Below are 22,352 nucleotides of genomic sequence, written 5' to 3'. Positions count from 1 at the left end.
CCATGCCTGACATCGACCCCACGGAACACGAGATTGCCGAGCTAGGCCCGAAAATCAAGGACGTCGACGACGCGGACGAACTGCGGGCGATGCTGGCGCTGGAGGAAGACGGCGAGGATCGAGTCCCGGTCAAGACGCTCATCGAGGACCGCATCGAGAAAGTCGAGGACGAGGGCGACGGCGAGATGGACCCGGAAACCGTCGACCTCGCTGACCTCACGGTTGCCGACGTGGCGAACATGGTTCGAGAGGTCGACGACGGCGACGTGCTCAGAGACCTGCTCGAACGCGAGAAAGCGGGCCAGGACCGCAAGACGGCGAAGTCCCAGATAGAGAGCCGCATCGAGTCCGTCGAAGGGACCGAGGAAACCGAAGGTGAGGAGACGGCGGAAGTCGAGTACGTTCCGCCGGAGGAGAAGTATCCCGAACTCGACCACCCGACCAACGACAAACAGTGGGTCGAAGGGACCGTCGGGGCAGAGTACCGCGACATGTGGGTGTACTGCGAGACCCAGGCCGGCGAACTCGTCGACGTCTCGAAGGAGATGCTCGGGAAGGCCCGGGAACTGATGGACACCTACAACGAGGACTACGATGAGGACGAGCGCGTGGTCGCCGTGCTCATCGGGTCCGACGCGAGTGACCACATCGAGGACGTCATCGCCTACGGCGCGGACCTCGTCGTCTCCCACGAGGACCCCCGTTTAGAACGGTTCCGCCACCAGCCCTACACAGAGATTTTCTGTGACATGGCCCGTGCCGGCGGCGAACTCGCCGCCGAGGGCCGCGAGGACGTCGCGTGGAAGGACTACCACGAGCCGCGCTACACCGTCTTCCCGGCGACGAACAACGGCCGGGACCTCTCGGCGCTCGTCCAGGGCGAACTCGACTCCGGGCTGGCCTCCGACTGTTCGGGGCTGTACATCGAGAGCGCGATGATCTCCAACCCCGCGAAAGTCGGCACCGCCGGTGACAAGAAGGAGTTCGAACGGGTGTTGCACATGAAGCGCCCGGACTTCTCCGGGTTCGAGTACTCGACGATTCTCTGTATCGACAAGCCCAACCGGGACTTCCACCCGCAAGGGGCGTCGGTGATTCCGGGGAGCTTCGAGATGCCCGACCCAGATTACGAGCGCGACGGCGAGGTCGTCGACTACGAGATGGACCTCGACGAGGAGTGGTTCACAGTCGAGGTCGAGGAGTACGACCGCCTCTCCGGCGGCGTCGACCTCACCGGCAACGACGTCGTCGTCGCCGTCGGCCGGGGCATCGGCGACGACCCGACACAGGGCATCGAGCAGGCGCTGGACCTCGTTGACGCCTTCGACGAGGCTGACCTGGGACTGTCCCGCGGCGTCATCACTTCGTCGTACTCCTTCGACAGCCACGTCGAGCAGTACGTCACCGAAGAGCGTCAGATCGGCGAATCCGGGCAGGAAGTCGAACCCGACGTGTACATCGCGGCGGGCATCTCCGGCGCGATTCAGCACAAGGTCGGCTGCGACGAGTCGGACACGATAATCGCCGTCAACACTAATCCGGACGCCGACATCCGTGACTTCTCGGACTACCTCATCGAGGGGGACCTGTTCGAGGTGCTCCCGCAGTTGACCGAGGCGGTCGAAGCCGGTGAACTGGGTGCGATGATGGAGGCCAGCGATGACTGACGCCGTTGAGGAGTACGAGGCGGTCGTCGTCGGCTGCGGACCGGGCGGGGCCGCCGCGGCGGCGACGCTCGCGCGAAACGGCGTCGAGACGCTCGTGCTCGAACGCGGCGTCGACGCCGGCTCGAAGAACGTCTCGGGCGGGCTCATCTACGCCGAGGAGTCGGCCCCCTACACCATCGACGGGCTGTTCCCGGACTTCCGCGAGGAAGCGACGGAGCGGCCGGTGACGGAGAACGTCATCCACAACATCGCCGGCGACAAGGTGAAATCGTTCGACATCGGCGACCTGCACCACCACGACACGGCGTGGGCCGACGCCGTGCTCCGCCGGAAGATGGACTCGTGGCTCGCCCAGCAGGTCCACGAGCGCACCCGCGAGACCGGCGGCGGCCTGCTGACCGAGGTCCACGTCACCGGCCTGCTCCGCGAGCGGGGCGAAATCGTCGGCGTGACGACCGAGGAACTGGATCCGATCAAGGCCGACCTCGTGGTAGCCGCTGACGGCGTCAACTCCGAACTCGCCCGCGACGCCGGCCTGATGGACTGGGAGGACCCTGACGAGTGGTTCCAGGGTGTCAAGGCGGTCGTCGACATGGAGCCCGGAGTCATCAACGACCGCTTCGACGTGGCTCCCGACGACGGCGCGGCCCACCTGTTTTCGGGCGACCTGTTCGACGGCGTCCGCGGCGGTGGCTTCCTCTACACCAACGAGGATTCGCTCTCTATTGGGACCGTGTTCCACCTCGACTCAATCGCCGAGGAGCACGCCGAGCCCCACGAACTGCTCGACAGCCTGCTCACGCACCCGCTCATGGCCCAGTGGCTCGGCGGTGAGTACGACGAACGCGAGTACAGCGCGAAACTGGTCCCCGACTCGAAGAAGGCGGCCCATCCCTCGCCGCATAAGGACCGCCTCGTGCTGGTCGGCGACGCCGCCGGCCAGATGCAGGCTCAGGGCCCCATCATCAAAGGGATGAACCACGCGGTCACCGCCGGGGCGCTGGCTGCCGAGGCGTTCGCCGACGCGAGGGCGCGGAACGATCCATCCCAGGCCGGCGAGCTGTACGAGAAGAAACTCCACGACGAGGGCGTGATGGACAAGCTCCGGCCGACCGGGTACAAGGTGTTCGGGCAGCTCGGCGAACTCAGTCCCGTCGACGACCTCTCGAACGCCGTCGCCGACTCCGCAGTCGGCCGATTCGGGGTCCGCGCGGCGGCCGGGTTGCTCGAACGGGCCTACTCGTCGCCGCGCATGGTGTCGATGATCCCCGACACCAAACTGCCCTACGTGACGCTGCCGACGGTCATCGCCGAGGAACTGGGCGAGCCCGTGACCGACGAGAACACCGTCTCCCCGCCCGATTTGGCCGACCGTATTGGCGACCTGACCTACGACGTGGGCGACCCGCACATCGAACTGGTCGACAACTCCTTCGAGGCGTCTGGGACCGCCGTCACGGCCTGCCCGGTCAGTGCCCAGGACTTTGGCGGCGGCTGTTACCGCGACGAGACGGTCAAAACTAACGGCAGCGAGGAACACCTCGTGAGCCTCGATACCCAGCCCTGCGTCGAGTGCGGGACCTGCGCCATCGTCGCCGACACCGAGTGGGAGCACCCCGCTGGCGGGAAAGGGGTGGAGTTCAAGCAGGGGTGACCTGTTCGGCGATGCGCGGCCAGTACGACGACCGAATCCGGGCGCTCTCCCGCCGGGCCGAGGAGGCCCACGAGTCGCTGGACCCCGACCCGCCGGACGAGGAGCGCGCGATGGAAATCGTTCGGGAGGGGTTCGGTCCCACAGTAGCCCTGTACTGCGAGGCCCGGACCGGCGGGTCGTGGGTCCGGTTCTCCGAAGCGGAGTTCGAGCGGCTGGAACGGACGATGAACGACTGGCTTGACTGCTACGCCACCTGCTACGGCGTGGAGTTAGCCGGCACCTACTCGATCAGAGCGGCCGCAGAGCTGCTCGTCGATACGCACAACGCCCGCGACGTGGCGGTTCTTTTGACCGGCGTTCCGGAGCAGTAGCGACTGTCTACTGTGAATTACACGATCTTTGATAAAAGACTAAGTACTGTGTCGTGGTAGCAGATACCATGGAGCTAACAGAGCCACTGCAGTTCGACCACGAGGACCGACGGGACATCTACGAGTACGTCGAATCGCACGGGTCAGTTGAGCCACGAGCCGCACGGACGTCGCTGCAGATGGACCCGCGCCCGTTCGGCCACCACGTCGCGATACTCAAACGCGACGGCGTGCTGGCAGAAATCGACGGGGAACTCCGCATCGCGTACAACGACACCGTCGAGGAGAAGTTCGAGGCCGACGACATCGAGTTCACCATTCGGCAGGCCCGTCAGGAGGACCTGACCGGCCTCGTCGGGGCCATCCGAGCCGCTATCGGCGGCGGCGAGTACGTCGACGCTGAGACTGTCGCCGACGTGGTGGACAGCGAGGGTGTGTTGCTCCGACACAACGAACTGGAGTCGCGCATCTTCTTCGTCGCCTGCATCGACGACGACGTTGTCGGGTGGGTCCACCTCAAACACCCTGAAGTGGAGAAACTCAGCCACACCGCAGAGCTAACGCTGGGCGTGCTTGACCGCTATCGGGGCCACGGTATCGGTTCCCAGCTGCTCGCCCGGGGCACCGAGTGGGCGGCGTCGAACGGCTACGAGAAGCTGTACAACTCTGTCCCATCGACGAACGAGGACGCGATCGAGTTCCTCGAAGGCCACGGCTGGGACACCGAAGCCGTCCGTGAAGACCACTACAAGTTCGGCGACGAGTACGCCGACGAGGTGATGATGGAAGTCGACCTCTAGGACTCCGTCCGACCCAGCGCCCGAATTGTCTCCCGAGCCAGGTCACCGTCGACTTGCTGTGGCACTGTCAGCAGGAGTTTGTCGATTATCTCCCTCTCCGCTATCGAATCTCTCTTTTCGCGGGCCTGAGCCGGCGTCCCGGCGATGCCGAGGTCAGCCGTCATCTCGTCAGTGACGAGCTCCGTCGCCTCCCCGCGGTCACCCGCCTGCCAGGCGTCGGCGATGCGCTCCGCCCGGTCCGGATACGTCTCCGCGACGGCCCGGCGATACCCCTCGCCGCTGCCGACGTAGTAGGCGATGTGCTGTCGGAGTTCCTCGGTCGCCCGCTCGGAGTCCTCGTGGACCACCGCCGGCACGTACGGGGCGACGGAAATCTCGCTCGGGTCGCGGTCGGCATCGCGTGCCGTCTCCGTGATATAGTCGAACGCCGACTCCAGTTCGGAGAACGGAATCATGTGCGGCAGCCAGCCGTCGGCGAGTCTGGCGACGACTCGCCTGTTCGCCGGCCCGAGCGCGGCGTGATACACCGGCACGTCGCGGTCTAGCGGCGGAACGCCCCTGACCGACACAACCTCGCCGTCGTAGGTCACCCGTTCGTCGCTCGTCATGAGCTGTTTGACTATGTCGATGGTCTCGTGGGCGCGACGGACCGGTCGCTCGAACTCCATGCTGTGCATGTTCTCGATGGACCGGGCTGTACTCGTTCCCAGGCCCAGGACTGCCCGCCCGTCTGAGACCCTGTCGAGGGTCGTCGCTGTCATCGCCAGCACGGCCGGCGACCGCGAGAAGACGTTGAGTATCGCGCTCCCGATTTCGATGTCGTCAGTCCGGGTCGCGATGTCCGTGAGTTCGACGACGGAACTGGCACCCCACAGTTCGTTCAGCCAGACCGAGTCGTAGCCCCAGTTTTCGGCCTCGACGGCCAGGTCGATTGTGCTGTGGTCCTCGACGCGTGGCACGACGACTCCCAGATGCATGGTGTGACCGACCGCCGGAAACCTAATAAAGAATCGTGTTGGTAGCTCGCTGCCGTTCCTTTCTACCCTGGCACCCTCACTCCTGGCCAATCATCCGCTCCTGCTCCTGCCAGTACTCCTCGCGGAGTTCGTACTTCTGGATTTTCCCGGTCGCCGTTTCAGGGAGCGAGTCCCGGAAGTCGATACCTGCAGGAACCTTGTAGCTTGCGACGCGTTCCCTGAGGAACTCGAGAATATCCTGTTCGGTCGCGTCGCTGTCGGCCGTCGGGACGACAATTGCCATCGGCGTCTCGCCCCAGTCCTCGCTCGGGGCCGGAATGACCGCGGCTTTCAGGACATCGGGGTGGTCGTACAGTTCGTCTTCCAGTTCGATAGAGGAGATGTTCTCACCGCCGGAGATGATGATGTCCTTCCGGCGGTCCATGATCTGTACCATTCCGTCCTCGTCCCACGTCGCGAGGTCGCCGGTGTGGAAGTACCCTTCGACGCGGTCGTTGAATGCCTCCTCGGTGATCTCGGGCTTGTTGAGATAGCGGTCCATCACCTGGTTGCCCTGCACCACGATCTCGCCGATGGTCGTCCCGTCGCGTGGCACGTCGTTCCCGTCCTCGTCGACAACCCTGATGTCGGTACACAGCACCTGGGACCCCTGCGTGACCTTGAGTTCCCGGCCCCGCTCGGCGATGCGCCGCGGGGAGTTGCTGGTCGTGATGATCGGGGCCGTCTCGGTCAGGCCGTAGATGTGGATGATGCGCCAGCCGAACTCGTCTTCGACGCGTTCGATGGTCGCCGTCGCCGGGGCACTGCCGGCCGTCGCGATCCGTACCTCGCGGTCACCCTGTGTCACGACGTCGCCGTCGTGAGCCCGGTAGTGCTGGATGAGTTTGTTCAGCACCGTCGGCGCGCCGCACATGAACGACACGTCGTACTCTCGCACTCGCCGGAAGGTGTCCGCGGCGTCGAAGGTCCGCTGACAGACGTGAGTGCCGCCGGTCCCGGTGATGGCGTAGGTGTGGCCCCAGCCGTTGCAGTGGAACATCGGGAGCGTCCAGAGGTACGTGTCGTCGTCCCGTATCTCCATGTGCTGATTGAGCACCAGCGCGTGCCAGCTCTCTGTCCGATGGGTTCTGACCACGCCCTTCGGGTCCCCTGTCGTGCCGGACGTGTAGTTGATGCTGGCGTCGTCGTCCTCGGCCATGTCCGGCCGGTCCGGTTCGGCTGTCGGCTGCCCGTCGAGGATACCGCTGTAGGCTTCCCATTCCCCGTCAATACGGTCGGGCTCGTACCCGATGAACGTCTCCGCAGGAATGTCGTCCCGTACCGGCTGGACCTTCTCCGCGAAGTCGTAGTCGGCGATTACCGTCGCCGCTTCACAATCGTTCAGAATATACTCGATTTTCGCGGGGTCGAGCCGGTAGTTCAGCGGGACGAACACGGCACCGAGTTTGTTCGTCGCGTACAGCGTCTCGATGAAGTAGTGTGTGTTCGGCGCGAGGACGGCCACGCGACTCCCCTTCGAGACGCCCCGGTCCGACAGCGCGTGGGCCAACCGGTTGACCCGCTCGTTTACCTCGGCGTACGTGTACTCGGTGCCGTCGTGGGCGACGATACCGGTCACGTCGTCGTAGATGTCCGCTGCACGGTCGATGAAGTCGGTGGTGAGCATCTCGCGTTTCATGATAACACGCCTCACTTGTCGTATTCAATCCCAATTATTATTATATTTTCTTCGTGAACGGTTGACAGCCACCCGAACCGATACCTTCGTGTGAACTAATCTGTCTATCGGGAGAACAACAGCCTACGGCCACTCGTCCTCGTGGCCGTCCATCGGCGCGGGGACGACGCCGTCCTTCTGCGCCCAGACGCGAGCGTGGTTCGGACACACTTCGCGGTTCGCGTCCCAGGGGATGTGGAGTTCGACTGCGGCCTCGTTCCCGCAGTCGTCCTCGGCACACCGAGTCATAGGAGCGCGACGGCGACCATAGTGACCAGTATCGACGCCGTCAGCAGGGCCTGGACGATGCCCGAGGCGAGCATGCCGACGGTCGTCACCAGGGCGGCCTTCGCGCTCCCGCGAGCGTCCTCCTGCCGGTAGAACTCGACGACGAACACCGTGCCGGCGACGCCCAACAGGATGCCGAGTGGGCCGGTGACGAAAAAGAGGACGAGCGCCACGACGCCAGCCAAGGCCGCCGTCCAGTTCGACGCCCCGCCGACGCGTGCGGCGACGGCCCCGCCCGCAATGTCGACGGCCCACGTCAGCAGGCCGACCAGCGTCAACAGGGCCAGTACGATCGTTCCGGGCTCGGTCATGCCGCTGGCGACCCAGTAGAGATAGACGCCGGCGAGCGAGACGAGTGCGCCGGGGACCTGCGGTGTGAGGCTACCGATGACACCGCCGACCAGCAGGGCGAACGCGAGCACGAACAGCAGCGTTTCGAGGCCGAGCAGGCTCATTGGTGTCTGTCGAGTTCCTCCTGTACCCAATCGTCGCCGTACAGACGCGTCAATCTTTCGACTATTCCGCCCAGCGTTCGCATACACTCCCGCTCAGAGACGAAATCCAGTTCCGTGGCAACAGTCGGCCACGGATGCGCTTGCAGGACTTTTCGGACAAGCAGGCGTTCCTCTCGCGGTGACAGCGCGGTCCGCTCCGCCGCGTCCGAGAGGTGTCGACGGGTGAGTTCACGGAACGGCTTCGGGTTCGTGTCGAGAACCGACGCGCCGCCGGGGACGCCCGCGACCAGTCGCCACTCCCATTCGGAGAGCGAGAGCGTCGGCTCCACGTCGGTCGCCTCGATGACGGCCCGGACCACGTCTGGGTCGCAGTCGTCGAGCGAGTCTGACAGCACCGCCGCGATGCGGTCCTGAAACCATCCACCGTGTCGGGTCGAGAGCGCCGCCCCGTCGTCGGAACAGGGGTCCAGCATCACGACGGAGTACTCGCCGCTGGTCGCGTTTCGCGAGGTGGCGAGGTGCACGGTACTGTAACCGTTGTCCGCCCAGAAGCGGACGAGTTCCGGCGTCGCACCGTAGCTGACCCCAAGCCAGTCCACTTGGTCGGCGAACTCCGTCTCGATTTCCGAGAGGAGTTCGGAGCCGAGCCCGCGGGACCGGGCCGCGGCGTGGGTCGCGATGCGGAGGACCCGCTGGCCGACCGGAATCCCGGCGGCCTCGTCCCGGAGCTGCGTCGACAGCACGTCCGGAAGCATGTTCCCGCGGACCCGCCCGCCCTCGTACATCGTGGCTCGCGTGTCCGCCGAGAGCCTGCCCTCCTGAGCCAGCAACGCGACCGCGACGACGTGGCCCTCGTGGGTCAGTGCCCGGACAGTGAGATTGGGTGCGTCGAGCAGTCGAGCCAGATCCGAGGGTTCCGTCCGGTAATGTGCCAGCACGAGTAGGCCGAAGGTCTCCCGGAGCAGGTGTTCGTCGGCGAGCAGGTCAGCCGTCGAGAGCCGGCGGTACTCGACGGTTTCCGGCGTCGCTTCGGTGATGAGCTGGTCGACCGGCGGGCGCGCGTCCAGCAACAGCGCCCGGAACGCCCACACCTCCACGGGATCGGCGTCGCCGTACCGGATGGGCGTCGTCATCGACACGTCGGTGACCGTGTGGTCGCTTTCCGCCAGGCGGTCCCGGAACCGTACGGAGAAGCCCCGGCCCGCCCCCTCGTAGCCGTGGACGGTCGTGGTAAACGCGACCGCCGGGGCGTCGAGGAACTGTTCGAGTCGCCGGACTGGTAGGGCCGCGGCCTCGTCGACGATGACCACGTCGGGGTCGTTCGGAAGCGCCGCGGCCTCGTCCGGCGGTGCGTACCGCACACAGCCCGCCCCCGCAAAGTCGAGCCGCTGGGGGTCCGACGGCCGGTCGCGCGTGAAATCAACGCCAAGCGTCTCCAGCAGCTGTGCCGCCCGCGCGAACACCTCGCCGGCACTCCGGTACTGCGGTGCGGTCACCAGCACGTCCCTGCCTTCTGCGGCGAGATTGCCGGCGGCCAGCCCGGCGGCGCTGGATTTCCCTCGACCGCGGTCGGCCTCGACCACGACCGCCGTACCGTCGCCCTGCAGGGCCTCGAACGCTTGGACCGCGTCCCGCTGGTCGTCGGTGAGACACTGGGCGTAGGTCTCGGAGCGGAACCGCGCGTCGGCTGGCAGTTCCGGGTCTGGAACCGGGTGACTCGGCGGCGGATTCGTCAGACCATCCTGCTCGACAGTGCCCGTGTCGGCGTCGACGATGGCGATACCCCGGTGTGCCCGGAGCGTCTCGACGAACCGACGGCGGAAGTGGCCGGTCACGTCCTCGACGCCGAACGGCGGGACCGCGAGCGAGGCATCGAACCCGTCCCGCTCCTCGGGCCATCGGTCCAGCGGCGGCGCGAGAATAACGTAGAGGCCGCCGCCGTCGACTGCACCGACGGTCCGCCCGACCGCGTCCGGCCGCAGTTCCTCGTGCGCATCGACGACGACGGCCGTCCGGGTCCGCCCGAGGAGTTCCTCGGCGCGGGACTGCTCGTGGTGTTCACAGTCGAGGAACGACTCCGGCCCGACGACGGTCGTCTCAGCGCTGGGGATATCCGCAGCGTCGAGGGCTGCCCTCGCTCGCGCCCGGGTTCGGTCGGGGTCGCCCGCCAGCACGAGCAGTCGCCGCTCGTTTGCGCGGCGGGCCTCGGCTCGGAGCGAGCGCGCGATGTCCATACCGGTGGTGGCGGACGAGTCAGTATGGACCTGACGGTCACGGTGCTACCCAGGTACGCTTTTCACCGGACCGGACACAGTGGCCGGTATGGCACCCCTCCAGACCCCGCTCTGTGCCAAAATCGGTATCGACCACCCAGTTGTGCAGGCACCGGTCGGAAGCGTCTCCACGCCGGCCCTGGCCGCGGCGGTCGCGGACGCGGGTGGCCTCGGGATGCTGGCGATGTCGTGGCGCGATGCCGACGCGATTCGTGATGCATACACGGAAGCCGCAACCGCGACAGACGGCGTGATCGGCGTCAACGTCGTCCTCGACGAATCGACGGGCGTGCTCTCGCCGTCGGCGTGTCTCGATGCGTGTCTGGACGCGGGCACGTCGGTTGTCTCCTTCTCCTTTGGCGACGCCGAACCGTACATCGACCGGGTCCACGAGGCCGGTGGGACGGCGATGGTAACGGTCGGAAGTGCCGCCGAGGCCGAGGCTGCCACCGACGCCGGAGCCGATGTCGTCGTTGCACAGGGTCGGGAGGCCGGCGGCCACATCCAGAGCGACGTGACGACGATGGCACTGCTCCCGCGGGTGGCTGACGCGGTTCCAGTGCCAGTCGTCGCAGCCGGCGGTCTCGGCGACGGTCGCGGCCTCGCAGCGGCGTTGACGCTTGGCGCCGACGGCGGCTGGTTCGGGACTCGGTTCGTGGCGACCGAGGAATCGGGCGCTCACGAAACATACCGGGAACGCATCGTCGATGCGCCCGAGACGGCGACGCGGTTCACCGAACTGTTCGACCGGGGCTGGCCGGACCAGCCACACCGGGTCCTCGAAACCGACGAAGTCAGACAGCAGCCCGGTGCCGATTCAGATGGGGAAACCGGCGGCAGCGATTCCGAACAGGTCGCACGGATGCCCGACGGCGAGCCGATCAGTCGGCTTGCTGATATGCCCCCGCTCGACGGGATGACCGGCGACGTCGAAGCCCTGCCCCACTACGCTGGCCAGAGCGCCGGGCTCGCACAGGACGTTCGGCCCGCCGGCGAGGTGGTTGCCCGTCTCGTTTCCGACGCGAGGGCTGCGCTGGCCGATGCGTCGGCGGCCGCGGAATAGACAGACCACCCGACAGCACCCGTGTGCCGGCCTGGCACGCGATTTCGGCTTCGAAAGCGCTTTTAGGGCCGGTGGCACAGAATGGGGTACAGCCTGCGCCGAGTTGATGATGCTCCCAGCCTTTTCAGGATACACACCATCACGGTGTGACGGGCCTCGCGGCCCGGACACGGCGGGGGAGCCTGAGCTCGCGCGCAGGAGGTGAACATACAAATGCCAGTATACGTAGATTTCGACGTTCCCGCGGACCTCGAAGACGACGCCCTTGAGGCGCTCGAGGTCGCCCGGGACACAGGCGCGGTAAAGAAGGGTACAAACGAAACGACAAAAGCCATCGAGCGCGGCTCCGCTGAGCTCGTCTTCGTCGCCGAAGACGTCCAGCCCGAGGAAATCGTCATGCACATTCCGGAGCTTGCCGACGAGAAGGGCGTTCCCTTCATCTTCGTCGAGCAGCAGGACGACCTCGGTCACGCCGCCGGGCTCGAAGTCGGCTCGGCCGCCGCAGCCGTCACCGACGCCGGTGAGGCTGACGCCGATGTCGAGGACATCGCCGACAAGGTCGAGGAGCTTCGGTGAGGTGACCTCGGATGAGCGCTGAGGAATCCGAAAGCAGCGGTTCCACGCCCGCCGAGGTTATCGAAGTCGTGGGCCGGACGGGGATGCACGGCGAGGCCATGCAGGTCAAGTGCCGCATCCGCGAAGGCGAGAACCAGGGGCGCATCATCACGCGCAACGTTCTCGGCCCGGTCCGCGAAGGTGACGTGCTCCAGCTCCGCGAGACGGCTCGCGAGGCCGACACCATCGGAGGGCAGTAACCATGCCCCGGACACGCGAATGTGACTACTGCGGCACGGACATCGAACCCGGCACGGGGACGATGTTCGTCCACAAGGACGGTGCGACCACGCACTTCTGTTCCTCGAAGTGCGAGAACAACGCCGACCTGGGCCGCGAGGCCCGCAACCTCGAATGGACCGACACCGCCCGCGGCGAGGCCGGTGAGGTCGAGGAAGCGGTCGAGGACGAAGCCGAAGAGGCGGACGCAGAACCGGCAGCTGACGCTGACGAGGCCGAAGCAGACGCCGAGGAAGCGGCTGCGGACGAGGCCGACGCCGACGAGGACGCTGACGAAGACGTCGAGGACGAAGAAGCCGAGGAGGCCGAGGCCTGATGTCCGAACACGAGCGTACGTTCGTGATGGTCAAGCCTGACGGCGTCCAGCGCGGTCTCATCGGGGACATCGTCTCCCGCTTCGAGGACCGCGGCCTGAAGATGGTCGGTGGCAAGTTCATGCAGATCGACCAGGAGCTCGCCGAGGAGCACTACGGCGAGCACGAGGACAAGCCGTTCTTCGACGGACTCGTCGACTTCATCACCTCCGGACCCGTATTTGCGATGGTCTGGGAGGGCCAGGACGCGACCCGGCAGGTCCGCACCATGATGGGCGAGACCGACCCCGCCGAATCGGCTCCCGGCACCATCCGCGGTGACTACGGGCTCGACCTCGGTCGGAACGTCATCCACGGCTCCGACCACGAGGACGAGGGCGCAAACGAGCGCGAAATCGAGCTGTTCTTCGACGAGGACGAACTCGTCGACTGGGACCAGATCGACGCGCCCTGGCTGTACGAGTAACGCCAGATCGGCTGTCGCGTTTTTTCGAGCACAACCACCTTGAAGGCGGCGTCCGTACCGCTCAGTATGAGCCTGACGCTCTACCAGCTCGACGGCTGTCCGTACTGCGAGAAAGTCGCCGACCGACTGGACGAACTCGGGATCGACTACGACAGCGTCTGGGTCGAGGCGCTGCACTCAGAACGTGACGAAGTGAAGCGGGTCTCCGGCCAGCGGGGCGTCCCGGTGCTGGTCGACGACGACCGCGGCGTCACGATGGCAGAGTCCGAGCGCATCCTCGAATTTATCGAGACGACCTACGCGCCCGAAGCCCAGTCGGTGTAGAGGTAGCGGGCGGCCGCGCCGAGGCTCGCAAATAGCAATGGGAGGAAGAACATCAGAATCAGGAGCCACAGCACCGCTGGTGCGGCCTGTCCCTCGCCCCCGCCGTCGAACATAACTGTCCGGACGAACACGAAGCTCCCGATAAACCCAGTGACGACGTAGCCAAATCCGATGCCGGTTCCGACGAGCGCTGCCTCTTCGAGCAGGCTGTCTGACCGGGAATCGCCGCGGTAGCGTTCGAACAGTGCGCCGACGGTGAGCAGCGAGACGATAGGTATCAGGAAATAGACGATAGGGGGAATGCTCGCGTTCTCAACACCGTACAGGACGTTCCGCGCGGCCGAGCCGTACACCTCGGCACCTGTCGCAGTCACCAGTGTCGGCACATGATGGGCGTTGTACAGCACGAACCCGTACTGGACCAGCCGGTCCGACAGCTCCTGCAGGCCGACCTCCGGCGGGCCGACGAGAAATAGCAGCGTGACGAGCAGATACTCGACAGCCAGCGTCCCGGCGGCGACGCCGGCAGCCCGGAGCCACGGAAACGTTCGGAGGCTCTCGGCTAGCAGGTGACTCTCCGGCTGTGGCTGCTCGGCAGTGGCGGTCGGTGGCTCGTCCACCAGCGACTCGTCGACCGGTACCCCGGCCCCCTCGCCGTCCGCCTCGTCGGTCCCGTGTTCAGTCACGTCTAGCCGTATCAACTTCAATGACGGAAAAAAGGGTTCCGGTGGTCGCTACTCCGACTCGAAGTCGAGCGCCGCGCCGTTGATGCAGTACCGCTTCCCGCTCGGCTCCGGTCCGTCGTCGAATACGTGGCCCAGATGACCGCCACACTCGGCACAGACGACTTCCGTTCGCTCCATCCCGTGGCTGTTGTCTGCCTGTGTCTCGACGTTGCCTTCCTGATACACGTCCCAGAAGCTCGGCCAGCCGGTCTCCGATTCGAACTTCCTGTCGCTATCGAACAGTTCCGTCCCACAGCCGGCACAGGTGAACACGCCCTCGTCTTCTACGTCGATGAGGTCGCTGCTGAACCGCGGCTCTGTTCCGGACTCGCGGAGGATTCGGTACTCCTCGTCGGAGAGAATTTCGCGCCACTCTTCGTCGTTGTCCGGGAGTTCTCCTTTGGATTCACTCATGGCCTACCGTACGCCTTCCAGTGGTAAAAACCTAAAGCCAGGGGTGGGATTTGAACCCACGAACTCTCGATTACAAGTCGAGTGCTTGGACCACCCAAGCTCCCCTGGCGCGGTTGTATACCTGCGTTGTGTGGGGACCGTTTAGAGAGTATCGTTTTCGGTCGGCTTTTCGAGCTCGATTCGGTGTGGTGCGTAGCCGTGTGCTCGGTAGAACTGTCGGGCGGATTCGTTGTCCGCCATCACCTCCAGCGCGAGGATCTCCGCACCGGCCTCGCGAAGTAGCTCCTCCGCCGTATCGAGCAGTTCGCTACCGACTCCCTGACTCCTGTGGACCGGTTCCACGAAGATGTTCTCGATGATACCCCGCGTCTCGTCTTGTTCGTACCGGCCGCTGTCGATGGTCACCATGACGAACCCGACGATCTGCCGGTTTATACGGGCGATACGGACGTTCTCGGCGACAACGCGCTGTACGACAGTCTCCCGGACCGCGGTCCGGTTCCGGTCCCCGAACAGATGTGAGCCGTGGGTACGTTGGCTCTCCGCCAGTCGGACCCACAGGTCGACGATGGTGTCCACGTCGTCCATCGAGGCGGTGGCGATTTCCACGGTGCTACTCCGTGTCGTACGGTCAAAACAGTTCGGCTACGCCGCCGTATCCGTCCGCTGTGAGAGGTGGGACCGGCTGGCGTGGGTCAGACGTCACGACAGTCCGCACAGAGGAGTTGCCCGTTGAACGACGCCAGGTCCCGTGTAAACGTGCTACAGGCGGAACAGATGCCCTGATTATCGAACGAATCCTCGGCGGCGGACTGCATCCCGTCGGTGGTGGCTTCCTGCCCGGTCGTCGCAACCGTCGAGGGTTGCTCGGCGACCTCCGTCGACTCGCTCTCTAACCTCGCAGTCGAGAGGATGTCGTGCTCGGTCAGCGTTCCGAGAGGCTCTCCGTCGGCCGTTACCAGGAGAAATTCGGCGGACCGTGTCGCCATTCGGTCCCGGGCCGCCGGGAGTCCAGCATCGGGTCCGATTGTCGGAATGGATTCACGCATCACGTCGCCGACGGTGGCAGTCTCCGGGTTGCCGCCGTCGACGATGTACGCCAGCACGTCCCTGTCCGTCGCGACGCCGACCGGTTCGTTCCCCCGTAACACGAGAATCGGATGCTGGTCCTCTCGGATCAGCAACTCCGTCGTTTCGAGGAGGTCGTCGGACTCGCTTGCGCCGACGTACTCTCTGTTCATAACCTCCCGCACAGTGACCTCACCGTTCATGTGCCTAAGTACCACACGACCGGTCTAAAAGATACCTCCACTACGTTTATATCGCGTGGTTCACAACTTACTCGGTTGTCTCGGTTTCGATGCTAACGGCCTCGCCAGTCGCCCGACAGGTCTCTAACGCGTGCTTGGCGTCCATCCCGGCCGTAGCTGCCGTCCGCCCGCGTCCGACACCGACTTTCAACTCTACGTCGACCGCGTCACGGACGTGGTTGATTGCATCGTGGTAGTCTGCCTCGTCCAGGTCCGGACAGACCGCGATGACGTTGTCACCGCCGACGAAAAACGACAACGAGTCGTGGGCTTCGCGCATATACTTCATGAGCGCCGCGTACCCCTGCTCGATCTGGATGAACGTGTCGAACTCGTTGAGCTGGTCGGTGTACTTCTCGGTGGCGTCGTCGACATCGAAATGCGCGAGTTGCACGTCTGTGGGCTTCCGGAACTCCTCGCCGATCGTCTGGCCGCGTAGCACTTCTCGCCGGCCCTTGTCCTGTGCGCTACCGGCCTCCTGTAGCTGCTCTGTCGCCGTTCCCAGCGCCGAGACGGGTGTCGTTCCCGTCGCGACCGAGAGGCTCATCGTCACCGGGTAGCGATTGCCGACGGACTCCTGAATGAGTGCGTGTGCCGCCTCGTCCAGTCCGTTCGTCACGGCGATCATGTTGTCGAACCGCGAGAAGAAGATGTAGCCGTCGCGGTTCCCGAACAACTGTGCGAGGTCAGCGTACAACCGGGACTGGAGCGTCTGCAAGTCGACTTCACGGCGGGGCTCAGGTGTCACAGTCCACGGCCCGTAGTTATCAATCTGTATATGGGTGATCTGGGTGTTGGTCACTGTCCATCGTTCGTTTAGAAGCAACGGGTATTGCTCTGTCGAAATTAACCGGCAGAGTGGACTGAAGGCCGGTCCGGCCGGTGTCGGACTCCGGACATGCGAGCCGATTCAACGGGGGTCAGTCGGCACCGCGTCGGGGCGCTGTATCTCGACGGTCCCGATCATCGAATCGTACGCGACGACGTCCGTTGCCGTTAGTTTCGGGAGGTGCTCGATGAACAGTTCCTCGGTGAGTTCGTCCCTGTCAGCGTCAGGGACTGCCGCTGGCTCGATGTCACGCTGGGCCGCCAGAACCGCCGCCGCGAGGTCTGCGACGACAACCGGTTCACCGCGGTCTGCCAGTATCGAGAGCGCGCGACGGCGAGTGTCGTCCGACAACAGATCGGCAACAACCTCCTCGGGGAGTCCCTGCTCGGTGCGGTCGCCGCTTGAAGATGTCGTCGCCATACGCGACGCTACACCGGCCTCCCACAAGTATGTGTCGTGCCCACACACTCCACACAGTCAGGCCTGTTCGAGTCTGTACGGCCACCAGTCCGCCTCGCGCAGCGCGCGCCCGATAGATTTGTGAAAGTCCGGGAAGTCCTCGAACTCCTCCTGATCGACGTACTCGAAGATGTCCGCCACGCTGACGACCGTCTCGTAGTCGATCCGAACCGGGTGGTCCCCGTACTGTTCGACGTATTCCTCGGCAGTCAGTGGGAAGTCCTCGTCCTCGTCGACTTTCTTCGCCAGCACAGCGTGGCCGTACTTGCGCCGGCCCTCGCTTCCTTCCTCACCGTCCGGATCGTGTGGCCAATCCATACGCGATTCTCTGGACACTGGCACAAAAAGGGTTTCTCTCCCCGCCTACAGTTCGAAGCCGCTGTCGTTCCGGCTGCCACCCCGTCGGAGGAGCGCAATGACGACGCCGAACAGGAGTAACGCACCGAGAAGTCCGCCGATGACCAGCACTGTACTGATGCCCATGACCGTCGCCGGGAGCGGCCCGAGTCCGCCGTCACCGTCACCCGCGGGTTCGGTCTGGACTGCTGGCTCCGTTCCAGTCGGCTCCGTCTTCGGCTCGGCACCGCCGTTCTCGTCGGTCTGGAGTTGGCTCTCGGTTACTTTGATTTCACCGGCGTTGACGTCGTTGAAGCCGATCTGGAACGTTCCCGGCGTCGTCACGACCGTCGACAGCGTCACTGTCTGTTCGGTGTCTGCCGGCACAGTCACCGAGGTCTGGTTGACGACCTCGTCGTCTACCCGCATCTGCGCGTCGTACGTGCCTTCGATACCGCCGTCGTTGGAGATTGTTCCTTCGACGACGACCCGTTGCCCCTCAGGAACCTGTTCGCTGACAACTGAGGTTCGCGTGATGCTGAATGCAGACTCGATCTTCCCAATTGCGTAGGCCGATGCGCCTGCCGTGTCCGCTTCATAGACGACTTGATCGGACCGCTCCTCGACAACGCTCGTTTCAGCGGCTCGCCACGATCCGTTCACACGGTGATACACGCGGACCGCCGAAGCGTCGATGCCAGCCGACTGGAGGTTCGAGCGGTTCAACACGAACTGCATCGACGACGGCTGAACTCCGGTTGACGATCCGACGGTCACCACACTGAACACCGATGCACTGTCGCTATCGGGTACTGTGATACCTGCGTCCGCGGGGTCTGTATACTCGGTGACGTTCTGTGTGAACGACCGCTGGGATGCGTTCACCGTCCACGTCTGGACAGCGAACGTCCGGTTCATTGCACCCGGCATCTCGACTTCGTATGGCTTCGTCGTTGGAACTGCACCGCCACGGACTTCCGTTTGTCGGCTGGTCGCATCCTGCCGTATCGTCACTGCGGTCGCTTTCTTGACCCGAACGAACCCGGCCGACCGCTCCGGACTTTTGACTGTGATCTGGTATGTTCCGGGCGAGTTGAACGTTAGTGCCCGTGTTCGCTTAGCCGACGAGCCGGCGTCGACGGCCACCCGTTCAGTTGCCTTCGTTGTTCCGTTCGCCGCGTACTCAACGCTCATCGCACCGCCGGAGCTCCCAGTGTTCTTGACCGTCGCGGTGACGTTTACCGATTCACCCGTCAGTATCGTGTTTACATCTTTTGACGCCCCGGACACGAACAGTCGTGGTGCAGCAACAGCAGGGCCTGCCGCCGTCGCTGCGAGGAGGAGGGCAACGACACAGACGGAGAGGAGGCCCAGAAGATGCTGCCTTGGGGACCTATCTTCACGTACCATTACGCAAATATAATCCAGACCATCGACATAAAACCGCCCGATTGCTTCGATTCGGTAAACTGTGCCTACACATCGGAAGGCAGCGAATTCTGTCCACCTCTTCTGTAGGCTCTCGGACTGGACCGAACGTTGCTGTAGTTGCATTCGAACCAGAGCAAGACGGTCGCACTCACTGTGTGCGCTGCGACTCGTCGGCTTCAAATCTCAGCTGGTGTACTTGCCACTCACGGTTTGTTCGTGGCAAAATACGGTGGGACTGGGATTTGAACCCAGGAATCCGTGAGGATACCTGCTTTCAAGGCAGGCGCAATAGGCCGCTCTGCCATCCCACCGCAGTCGGGCATACTGCGTGGGCCTTCTAAGACCTGTCGGTCTCTCGGACCACGGTCGGCTCGCCCTCGTCGTCGACAACACGGATTCCGAGGTCATCGAGGAACGTCATCGTCCGTTCCGGTACGACCCGACCAGCTCGGTTCCGGGCGCGTAGCAGCGGAACCATCGTTTTGAGATCCGATTGCGTTTCGAGGACCGGCGTCGACGGGAGAAAGTCCACGTCGAGGCCGGCATCCGCGGCGCGCTCGCCGATGGTTTCGACCGCTGGGGTGGCGTAGCTGTCCTCGAAATCTATCGGCTCGCCGAAACCCGCGTAGTAGACACGGCCGCCCTCAGCAGGGCCGAGTACCACGCCGCTGGATCGGAGTTTCATCGCCGCGCTGTCGATGAGTTGGCGGTTCAACAGTGCCGCTGTCGGTTCGACGGCGGCGACGGTTGCGACGTCTTCCCGGTCGAGGAGGTGTGTGACAGTGTTCCCGACCCGACCGGCGAACGTCGAGCCGACCTGTACCTCGAACCGGGCGTTGCCTGGCGATTCGAGGGCCTCTGTCACTGGCTCTCGCACCGCAGTCTCGGGGTCTACGCCGTCTGGGACCTGCTCCGAGGGACGGTAGTTCACCAACAGTTCGGCCCCGCTGATCTCCACCGCACGACAGACGTCAAGCAGCATTGCCTCGTACAGTCCAGCCGCCTCGGCGTCGTCCAAGAGGTCGCCCGCCAGGTCCTGTAACACGACCCCTTCGACTGGCGGATCAGCCAGTACAGTTACCGTAGTCATACTGTCTTCTCGGCCCGACTGTGATTAGTCGCTTGTGTTCTGACGCAGCTACAGAACAATTATAAGATGTGAGCAGTATTTGATAACTAAGAGAAACTATATGGAGCAATCCCAGACCTACAGATGTGACGGATGTGGGTCGGAGTACCGGGTTCTCGGGGAGCCACGACCCAAGATCGTATGCCGCGACTGCGAACGCGAAGCCACGTTGTCCGGGACTGCGGCGGCACAGCGGGCGTACCATATCGGCTACACGCGGTATCGCGAAGCGCGCCGGCAGCTATCCGACGCGCTGGCGACCGTCGAAGACGGGGAGATGGCGCTCGCTCGCGGTGGGTTCGACAGTGCCGCGTCGGACTTCGAGGAAAGCGTCGAGGAGTTCACGACGACTGTTCGCGAAGCGGACGACGACTCGCTGACCGAGTTAGCGGAACGGGCGCGCAAGAAAGCGACCTGTCTCTGGCAGGCCGCCGAGTGGCTCAGCGGCATGACTTACGCCAGCGAACAGGGTGAATCGACACAGGCGAGCCAGTACCGCCACGACGCCGAAAACCGGCTACAGGCAGCGACGGAGTACGGGACAGTGTCGAGCCCGGAAGAGTTGCTCCAGACCACTGAGAGCGAGGTCAAGTCTGATACCTGACTACCGTCCGCGCCGGCCCTTTGTCTGCCGGTAATCCTGTCCGAGCGTCTCGCTGAAGTGTTCCAGAAACGCTGTCCGTTCCTCGTCGGTCTGTTCACTCGGCGGAATCATCGGGAGGATCTCGAAGCCGCGGCCGCGGATCGTCGTCGCGTGCCGGTCCTCGATATCGAGTTCGTCTTCGCTCATCGTCGTGTACTCGAAGGCCAACTCTTCGAGCGGGCGCTGTCCGACCGGCAGCAGGATTTCGGGGTTTATCATCCGTATCTCGCTGTTGAGATACGGCTCGCAGTTGACGACCTCCTCGTCGGTCGCCGCCCTGTCGGGATGGCGACAGCGGGTCACGTACGTCAGGAAGGTGTTCTGTAGCTGCGGCCTGTCGGCGTTCGGGTCCGAGCACATGTCGACCGCGGCGAGGATGTCGAGCAGTTCGCGCTCTTGCTCGCCGGTAAAGGGGATACCGGACTCGTCAGCGCCGACTGCGGGCGAGTCACCGAGGACGATGAACTCGGCGCCCACGTCGCCGTAGCCGTGGACGACGTTCTCGCGCGTCTCACACAGCGCGGGGCAGTTCTGGCACGCCTCGTCCATCCCGAACGGGTTCGACTTGGACTCCTGTTGTGCGTCCATCTTACTCGTCGTCGATGGTTTTCGCGTGGGTGTCCGCGTCCTCGGGGTCGTTCTGCGGGCTGGACGGGTGGTAGTCGGTGTCGTACTCGCCCGGCCGGTCGTCGAGCCGGTCGGGGTTGATGCGGCCGCCGAGCAGCATGAAGTCGAGGACCGTACAGGCCAGCATGGCCTCGACTACTGGGACCGCCCGCGGCGGCAGGACCGGATCGTGGCGACCGGTGACGGTAATTTCCTTGCCTTCGCCCGTCTCCCAGTCGACCGTCTTCTGGGACTTGGGAATCGACACCGGCGCGTGCCACGACACTTCACCGTAGATAGGCTGGCCGGTCGTGATGCCGCCCTGGATGCCGCCGTGGTCGTTGCCCACCGGCGTCGGGTGGCCGTCCTCACTAAACTCCCAGTTCTCCGTGTACTCACTGCCCTTGGTCGTCCGGGCTTCACGGCCGATGCCGTACTCGAAGTCGTTGACCGCCGGAATCGAGTACATTGCCTGGCCGAGGCGGGACGGGAAGCTATCGAACCGTGGCGCGCCGAGGCCGGACGGGACGCCGCGACATTCGAAGTAAATCGCGCCGCCGATGGAGTCGCCCTCCTTCTGGTGCTTGTCGGCCAGGTCGCGCATCTCCTCGGCCGCGTCGGGGTCGGCACAGCGGACTTCGTTTTCCTCGCTGTGTTCGAGCATGTCCTCGAAGGTGACCGGCCCCGATTCGACATCACCGATCTGACAGACGTGGGCCTTGATCTGGACGTCGTAGTCGGACTGTTCGAGGACCTGCTTGGCGACGCCGCCGGCGGCGACCCAGTTGACCGTCTCGCGAGCGGAGGAGCGGCCGCCGCCGCCCCAGTTCCGGGTACCGAACTTCGCGGAGTAGGTGTAGTCGCCGTGGGACGGCCGCGGAGCCGTGATGAACGGCTCGTACTTGCCCGAGCGGGCGTCCTTGTTCTGGATGACCATCCCGATGGGCGTGCCCGTCGTGTAGCCGTCCTGAATCCCGGAGTTGATCGTCACCTTATCCGGTTCGCCCCGGGAGGTGGTGATCATCGACTGGCCGGGCTTGCGCCGGTCGAGGTCTTTCTGTATCTCTTCCTCTGAGAGTTCGACACCCGCCGGGACGCCGGAGACGGTACAGCCCATCGCCTCCCCGTGGGACTCGCCGTAGGTCGTCATGCGGAACAGACGACCGAACTCGTTGCCGTTCATTACAGTGGTGTCGGGGTTGGGGGCATTTGAACCTTGTAGATGTGGCCGGTGCTTGTCCCGCTA

General features: G+C 64.5%; 27 protein-coding genes and 2 tRNA genes. 11 read left to right on the top strand and 18 right to left on the bottom strand.

What is annotated here, in order from left to right:
• The first annotated feature begins 2 nt into the window (after positions 1 to 2).
• The 4 genes from C442_RS10745 (at position 3) to C442_RS10730 (ending at position 4,492) form a co-directional block, all read left to right on the top strand.
• Positions 3 to 1,667 carry an electron transfer flavoprotein subunit alpha/FixB family protein gene (locus tag C442_RS10745; RefSeq protein ID WP_008310335.1) on the top strand — a complete coding sequence of 555 codons (1,665 nt, stop codon included), beginning with the start codon at positions 3 to 5 and terminating at the stop codon, positions 1,665 to 1,667.
• Positions 1,660 to 3,321 (top strand): FAD-dependent monooxygenase, encoded by a 1,662-nt coding sequence (locus C442_RS10740; RefSeq protein ID WP_008310333.1) that lies wholly within the window; start codon positions 1,660 to 1,662, stop codon positions 3,319 to 3,321. The genes C442_RS10745 and C442_RS10740 overlap by 8 nt, the downstream gene beginning before the upstream one ends.
• An 11-nt stretch (positions 3,322 to 3,332) precedes the next feature.
• On the top strand, positions 3,333 to 3,692 hold the full coding sequence (locus C442_RS10735; RefSeq protein ID WP_049942943.1) for a hypothetical protein: 360 nt from the start codon (positions 3,333 to 3,335) through the stop codon (positions 3,690 to 3,692).
• A 68-nt stretch (positions 3,693 to 3,760) separates the two neighbouring features.
• Positions 3,761 to 4,492 (top strand): GNAT family N-acetyltransferase, encoded by a 732-nt coding sequence (locus tag C442_RS10730; protein WP_008310329.1) that lies wholly within the window; start codon positions 3,761 to 3,763, stop codon positions 4,490 to 4,492.
• Here C442_RS10730 and C442_RS10725 read toward each other — a convergent pair.
• The 5 genes from C442_RS10725 to tmcA form a co-directional block, all read right to left on the bottom strand.
• Complete coding sequence (locus C442_RS10725; protein WP_008310327.1) at positions 4,489 to 5,469, bottom strand: LLM class flavin-dependent oxidoreductase; 981 nt, start codon at positions 5,467 to 5,469, stop codon at positions 4,489 to 4,491. The two genes, C442_RS10730 and C442_RS10725, sit on opposite strands and share 4 nt — an antisense overlap.
• Positions 5,470 to 5,545: 76 nt before the next feature.
• Positions 5,546 to 7,147, bottom strand: a complete 1,602-nt coding sequence (locus C442_RS10720; RefSeq protein ID WP_008310326.1) for a class I adenylate-forming enzyme family protein — start codon at positions 7,145 to 7,147, stop codon at positions 5,546 to 5,548.
• A gap of 123 nt (positions 7,148 to 7,270) precedes the next feature.
• Entirely contained in the window at positions 7,271 to 7,435 is a 165-nt protein-coding gene (locus C442_RS22140) for a hypothetical protein (protein ID WP_008310325.1), read from the bottom strand.
• Positions 7,432 to 7,929: a DUF456 domain-containing protein gene (locus C442_RS10715; RefSeq protein ID WP_008310323.1), complete on the bottom strand. Its 498-nt coding sequence runs from the start codon at positions 7,927 to 7,929 to the stop codon at positions 7,432 to 7,434. The genes C442_RS22140 and C442_RS10715 overlap by 4 nt, the downstream gene beginning before the upstream one ends.
• Positions 7,926 to 10,163, bottom strand: a complete 2,238-nt coding sequence (gene tmcA, locus C442_RS10710; RefSeq protein WP_008310322.1) for a tRNA(Met) cytidine acetyltransferase TmcA — start codon at positions 10,161 to 10,163, stop codon at positions 7,926 to 7,928. Before tmcA ends, C442_RS10715 begins: the two co-directional genes overlap by 4 nt.
• 88 nt (positions 10,164 to 10,251) lie before the next feature.
• Here tmcA and C442_RS10705 point away from each other — a divergent pair, with 88 nt between their 5' ends.
• The 6 genes from C442_RS10705 (at position 10,252) to C442_RS10680 (ending at position 13,224) form a co-directional block, all read left to right on the top strand.
• A complete protein-coding gene (locus C442_RS10705) occupies positions 10,252 to 11,265 on the top strand; it encodes an NAD(P)H-dependent flavin oxidoreductase (protein ID WP_008310321.1) in 1,014 nt (337 codons plus the stop codon).
• 213 nt (positions 11,266 to 11,478) lie between these two features.
• Entirely contained in the window at positions 11,479 to 11,841 is a 363-nt protein-coding gene (gene rpl7ae / locus C442_RS10700) for a 50S ribosomal protein L7Ae (RefSeq protein WP_004516765.1), read from the top strand.
• An 11-nt stretch (positions 11,842 to 11,852) separates the two neighbouring features.
• Positions 11,853 to 12,080 carry a 30S ribosomal protein S28e gene (locus tag C442_RS10695; RefSeq protein WP_004516764.1) on the top strand — a complete coding sequence of 76 codons (228 nt, stop codon included), beginning with the start codon at positions 11,853 to 11,855 and terminating at the stop codon, positions 12,078 to 12,080.
• Positions 12,081 to 12,082: 2 nt separating this feature from the next.
• Complete coding sequence (locus tag C442_RS10690) at positions 12,083 to 12,436, top strand: 50S ribosomal protein L24e (RefSeq protein WP_008310320.1); 354 nt, start codon at positions 12,083 to 12,085, stop codon at positions 12,434 to 12,436.
• Positions 12,436 to 12,900 (top strand): nucleoside-diphosphate kinase, encoded by a 465-nt coding sequence (gene ndk / locus C442_RS10685; RefSeq protein WP_008310318.1) that lies wholly within the window; start codon positions 12,436 to 12,438, stop codon positions 12,898 to 12,900. The genes C442_RS10690 and ndk overlap by 1 nt, the downstream gene beginning before the upstream one ends.
• A 66-nt stretch (positions 12,901 to 12,966) precedes the next feature.
• On the top strand, positions 12,967 to 13,224 hold the full coding sequence (locus tag C442_RS10680; protein ID WP_008310315.1) for a glutaredoxin family protein: 258 nt from the start codon (positions 12,967 to 12,969) through the stop codon (positions 13,222 to 13,224).
• Here the strand turns inward: C442_RS10680 and C442_RS10675 are convergent.
• The 11 genes from C442_RS10675 to C442_RS10625 form a co-directional block, all read right to left on the bottom strand.
• The gene (locus C442_RS10675) at positions 13,197 to 13,910 is read right to left on the bottom strand and encodes a hypothetical protein (protein WP_008310313.1); all 714 of its coding nucleotides are present in this window, start codon (positions 13,908 to 13,910) and stop codon (positions 13,197 to 13,199) included. The genes C442_RS10680 and C442_RS10675 overlap by 28 nt on opposite strands.
• A gap of 48 nt (positions 13,911 to 13,958) precedes the next feature.
• Positions 13,959 to 14,363 carry a peptide-methionine (R)-S-oxide reductase MsrB gene (gene msrB / locus C442_RS10670; RefSeq protein WP_008310311.1) on the bottom strand — a complete coding sequence of 135 codons (405 nt, stop codon included), beginning with the start codon at positions 14,361 to 14,363 and terminating at the stop codon, positions 13,959 to 13,961.
• A gap of 35 nt (positions 14,364 to 14,398) precedes the next feature.
• Positions 14,399 to 14,472 (bottom strand) — tRNA-Thr (locus C442_RS10665).
• Positions 14,473 to 14,504: 32 nt separating this feature from the next.
• Positions 14,505 to 14,972, bottom strand: a complete 468-nt coding sequence (locus C442_RS10660; RefSeq protein ID WP_008310309.1) for a GNAT family N-acetyltransferase — start codon at positions 14,970 to 14,972, stop codon at positions 14,505 to 14,507.
• 86 nt (positions 14,973 to 15,058) lie between these two features.
• Complete coding sequence (locus tag C442_RS10655) at positions 15,059 to 15,634, bottom strand: CBS domain-containing protein (RefSeq protein ID WP_008310307.1); 576 nt, start codon at positions 15,632 to 15,634, stop codon at positions 15,059 to 15,061.
• A gap of 67 nt (positions 15,635 to 15,701) precedes the next feature.
• On the bottom strand, positions 15,702 to 16,475 hold the full coding sequence (locus tag C442_RS10650) for a GTP cyclohydrolase III (protein ID WP_049942942.1): 774 nt from the start codon (positions 16,473 to 16,475) through the stop codon (positions 15,702 to 15,704).
• A gap of 108 nt (positions 16,476 to 16,583) precedes the next feature.
• Complete coding sequence (locus C442_RS10645; protein WP_008310303.1) at positions 16,584 to 16,922, bottom strand: DUF7344 domain-containing protein; 339 nt, start codon at positions 16,920 to 16,922, stop codon at positions 16,584 to 16,586.
• Between the two features lie 57 nt (positions 16,923 to 16,979).
• A complete protein-coding gene (locus C442_RS10640; protein ID WP_008310302.1) occupies positions 16,980 to 17,279 on the bottom strand; it encodes a DUF5785 family protein in 300 nt (99 codons plus the stop codon).
• Between the two features lie 45 nt (positions 17,280 to 17,324).
• A complete protein-coding gene (locus tag C442_RS10635) occupies positions 17,325 to 18,587 on the bottom strand; it encodes a PGF-pre-PGF domain-containing protein (protein WP_008310299.1) in 1,263 nt (420 codons plus the stop codon).
• Between the two features lie 368 nt (positions 18,588 to 18,955).
• A tRNA-Ser gene (locus tag C442_RS10630) sits at positions 18,956 to 19,039 on the bottom strand.
• 26 nt (positions 19,040 to 19,065) lie between these two features.
• The gene (locus tag C442_RS10625; RefSeq protein ID WP_008310297.1) at positions 19,066 to 19,818 is read right to left on the bottom strand and encodes a glycosyltransferase family protein; all 753 of its coding nucleotides are present in this window, start codon (positions 19,816 to 19,818) and stop codon (positions 19,066 to 19,068) included.
• A 100-nt stretch (positions 19,819 to 19,918) separates the two neighbouring features.
• Between C442_RS10625 and C442_RS10620 the strand changes: the two genes are divergently transcribed.
• Complete coding sequence (locus C442_RS10620) at positions 19,919 to 20,461, top strand: hypothetical protein (RefSeq protein WP_008310295.1); 543 nt, start codon at positions 19,919 to 19,921, stop codon at positions 20,459 to 20,461.
• Here the strand turns inward: C442_RS10620 and C442_RS10615 are convergent, their stop codons facing one another.
• Positions 20,462 to 21,088 carry a uracil-DNA glycosylase gene (locus tag C442_RS10615; protein ID WP_008310294.1) on the bottom strand — a complete coding sequence of 209 codons (627 nt, stop codon included), beginning with the start codon at positions 21,086 to 21,088 and terminating at the stop codon, positions 20,462 to 20,464.
• Position 21,089: 1 nt separating this feature from the next.
• Positions 21,090 to 22,289, bottom strand: coding sequence for a chorismate synthase (aroC, locus tag C442_RS10610; RefSeq protein WP_008310293.1), 1,200 nt, complete (start codon positions 22,287 to 22,289; stop codon positions 21,090 to 21,092).
• Between the last annotated feature and the right edge of the window lie 63 nt (positions 22,290 to 22,352).

The organism is Haloarcula amylolytica JCM 13557, assembly GCF_000336615.1.
Taxonomy (GTDB): Archaea; Halobacteriota; Halobacteria; order Halobacteriales; family Haloarculaceae; genus Haloarcula; species Haloarcula amylolytica.
Note: the sequence above shows the minus strand (reverse complement) of the source record. Positions and strands in the feature narration are given on the sequence as shown.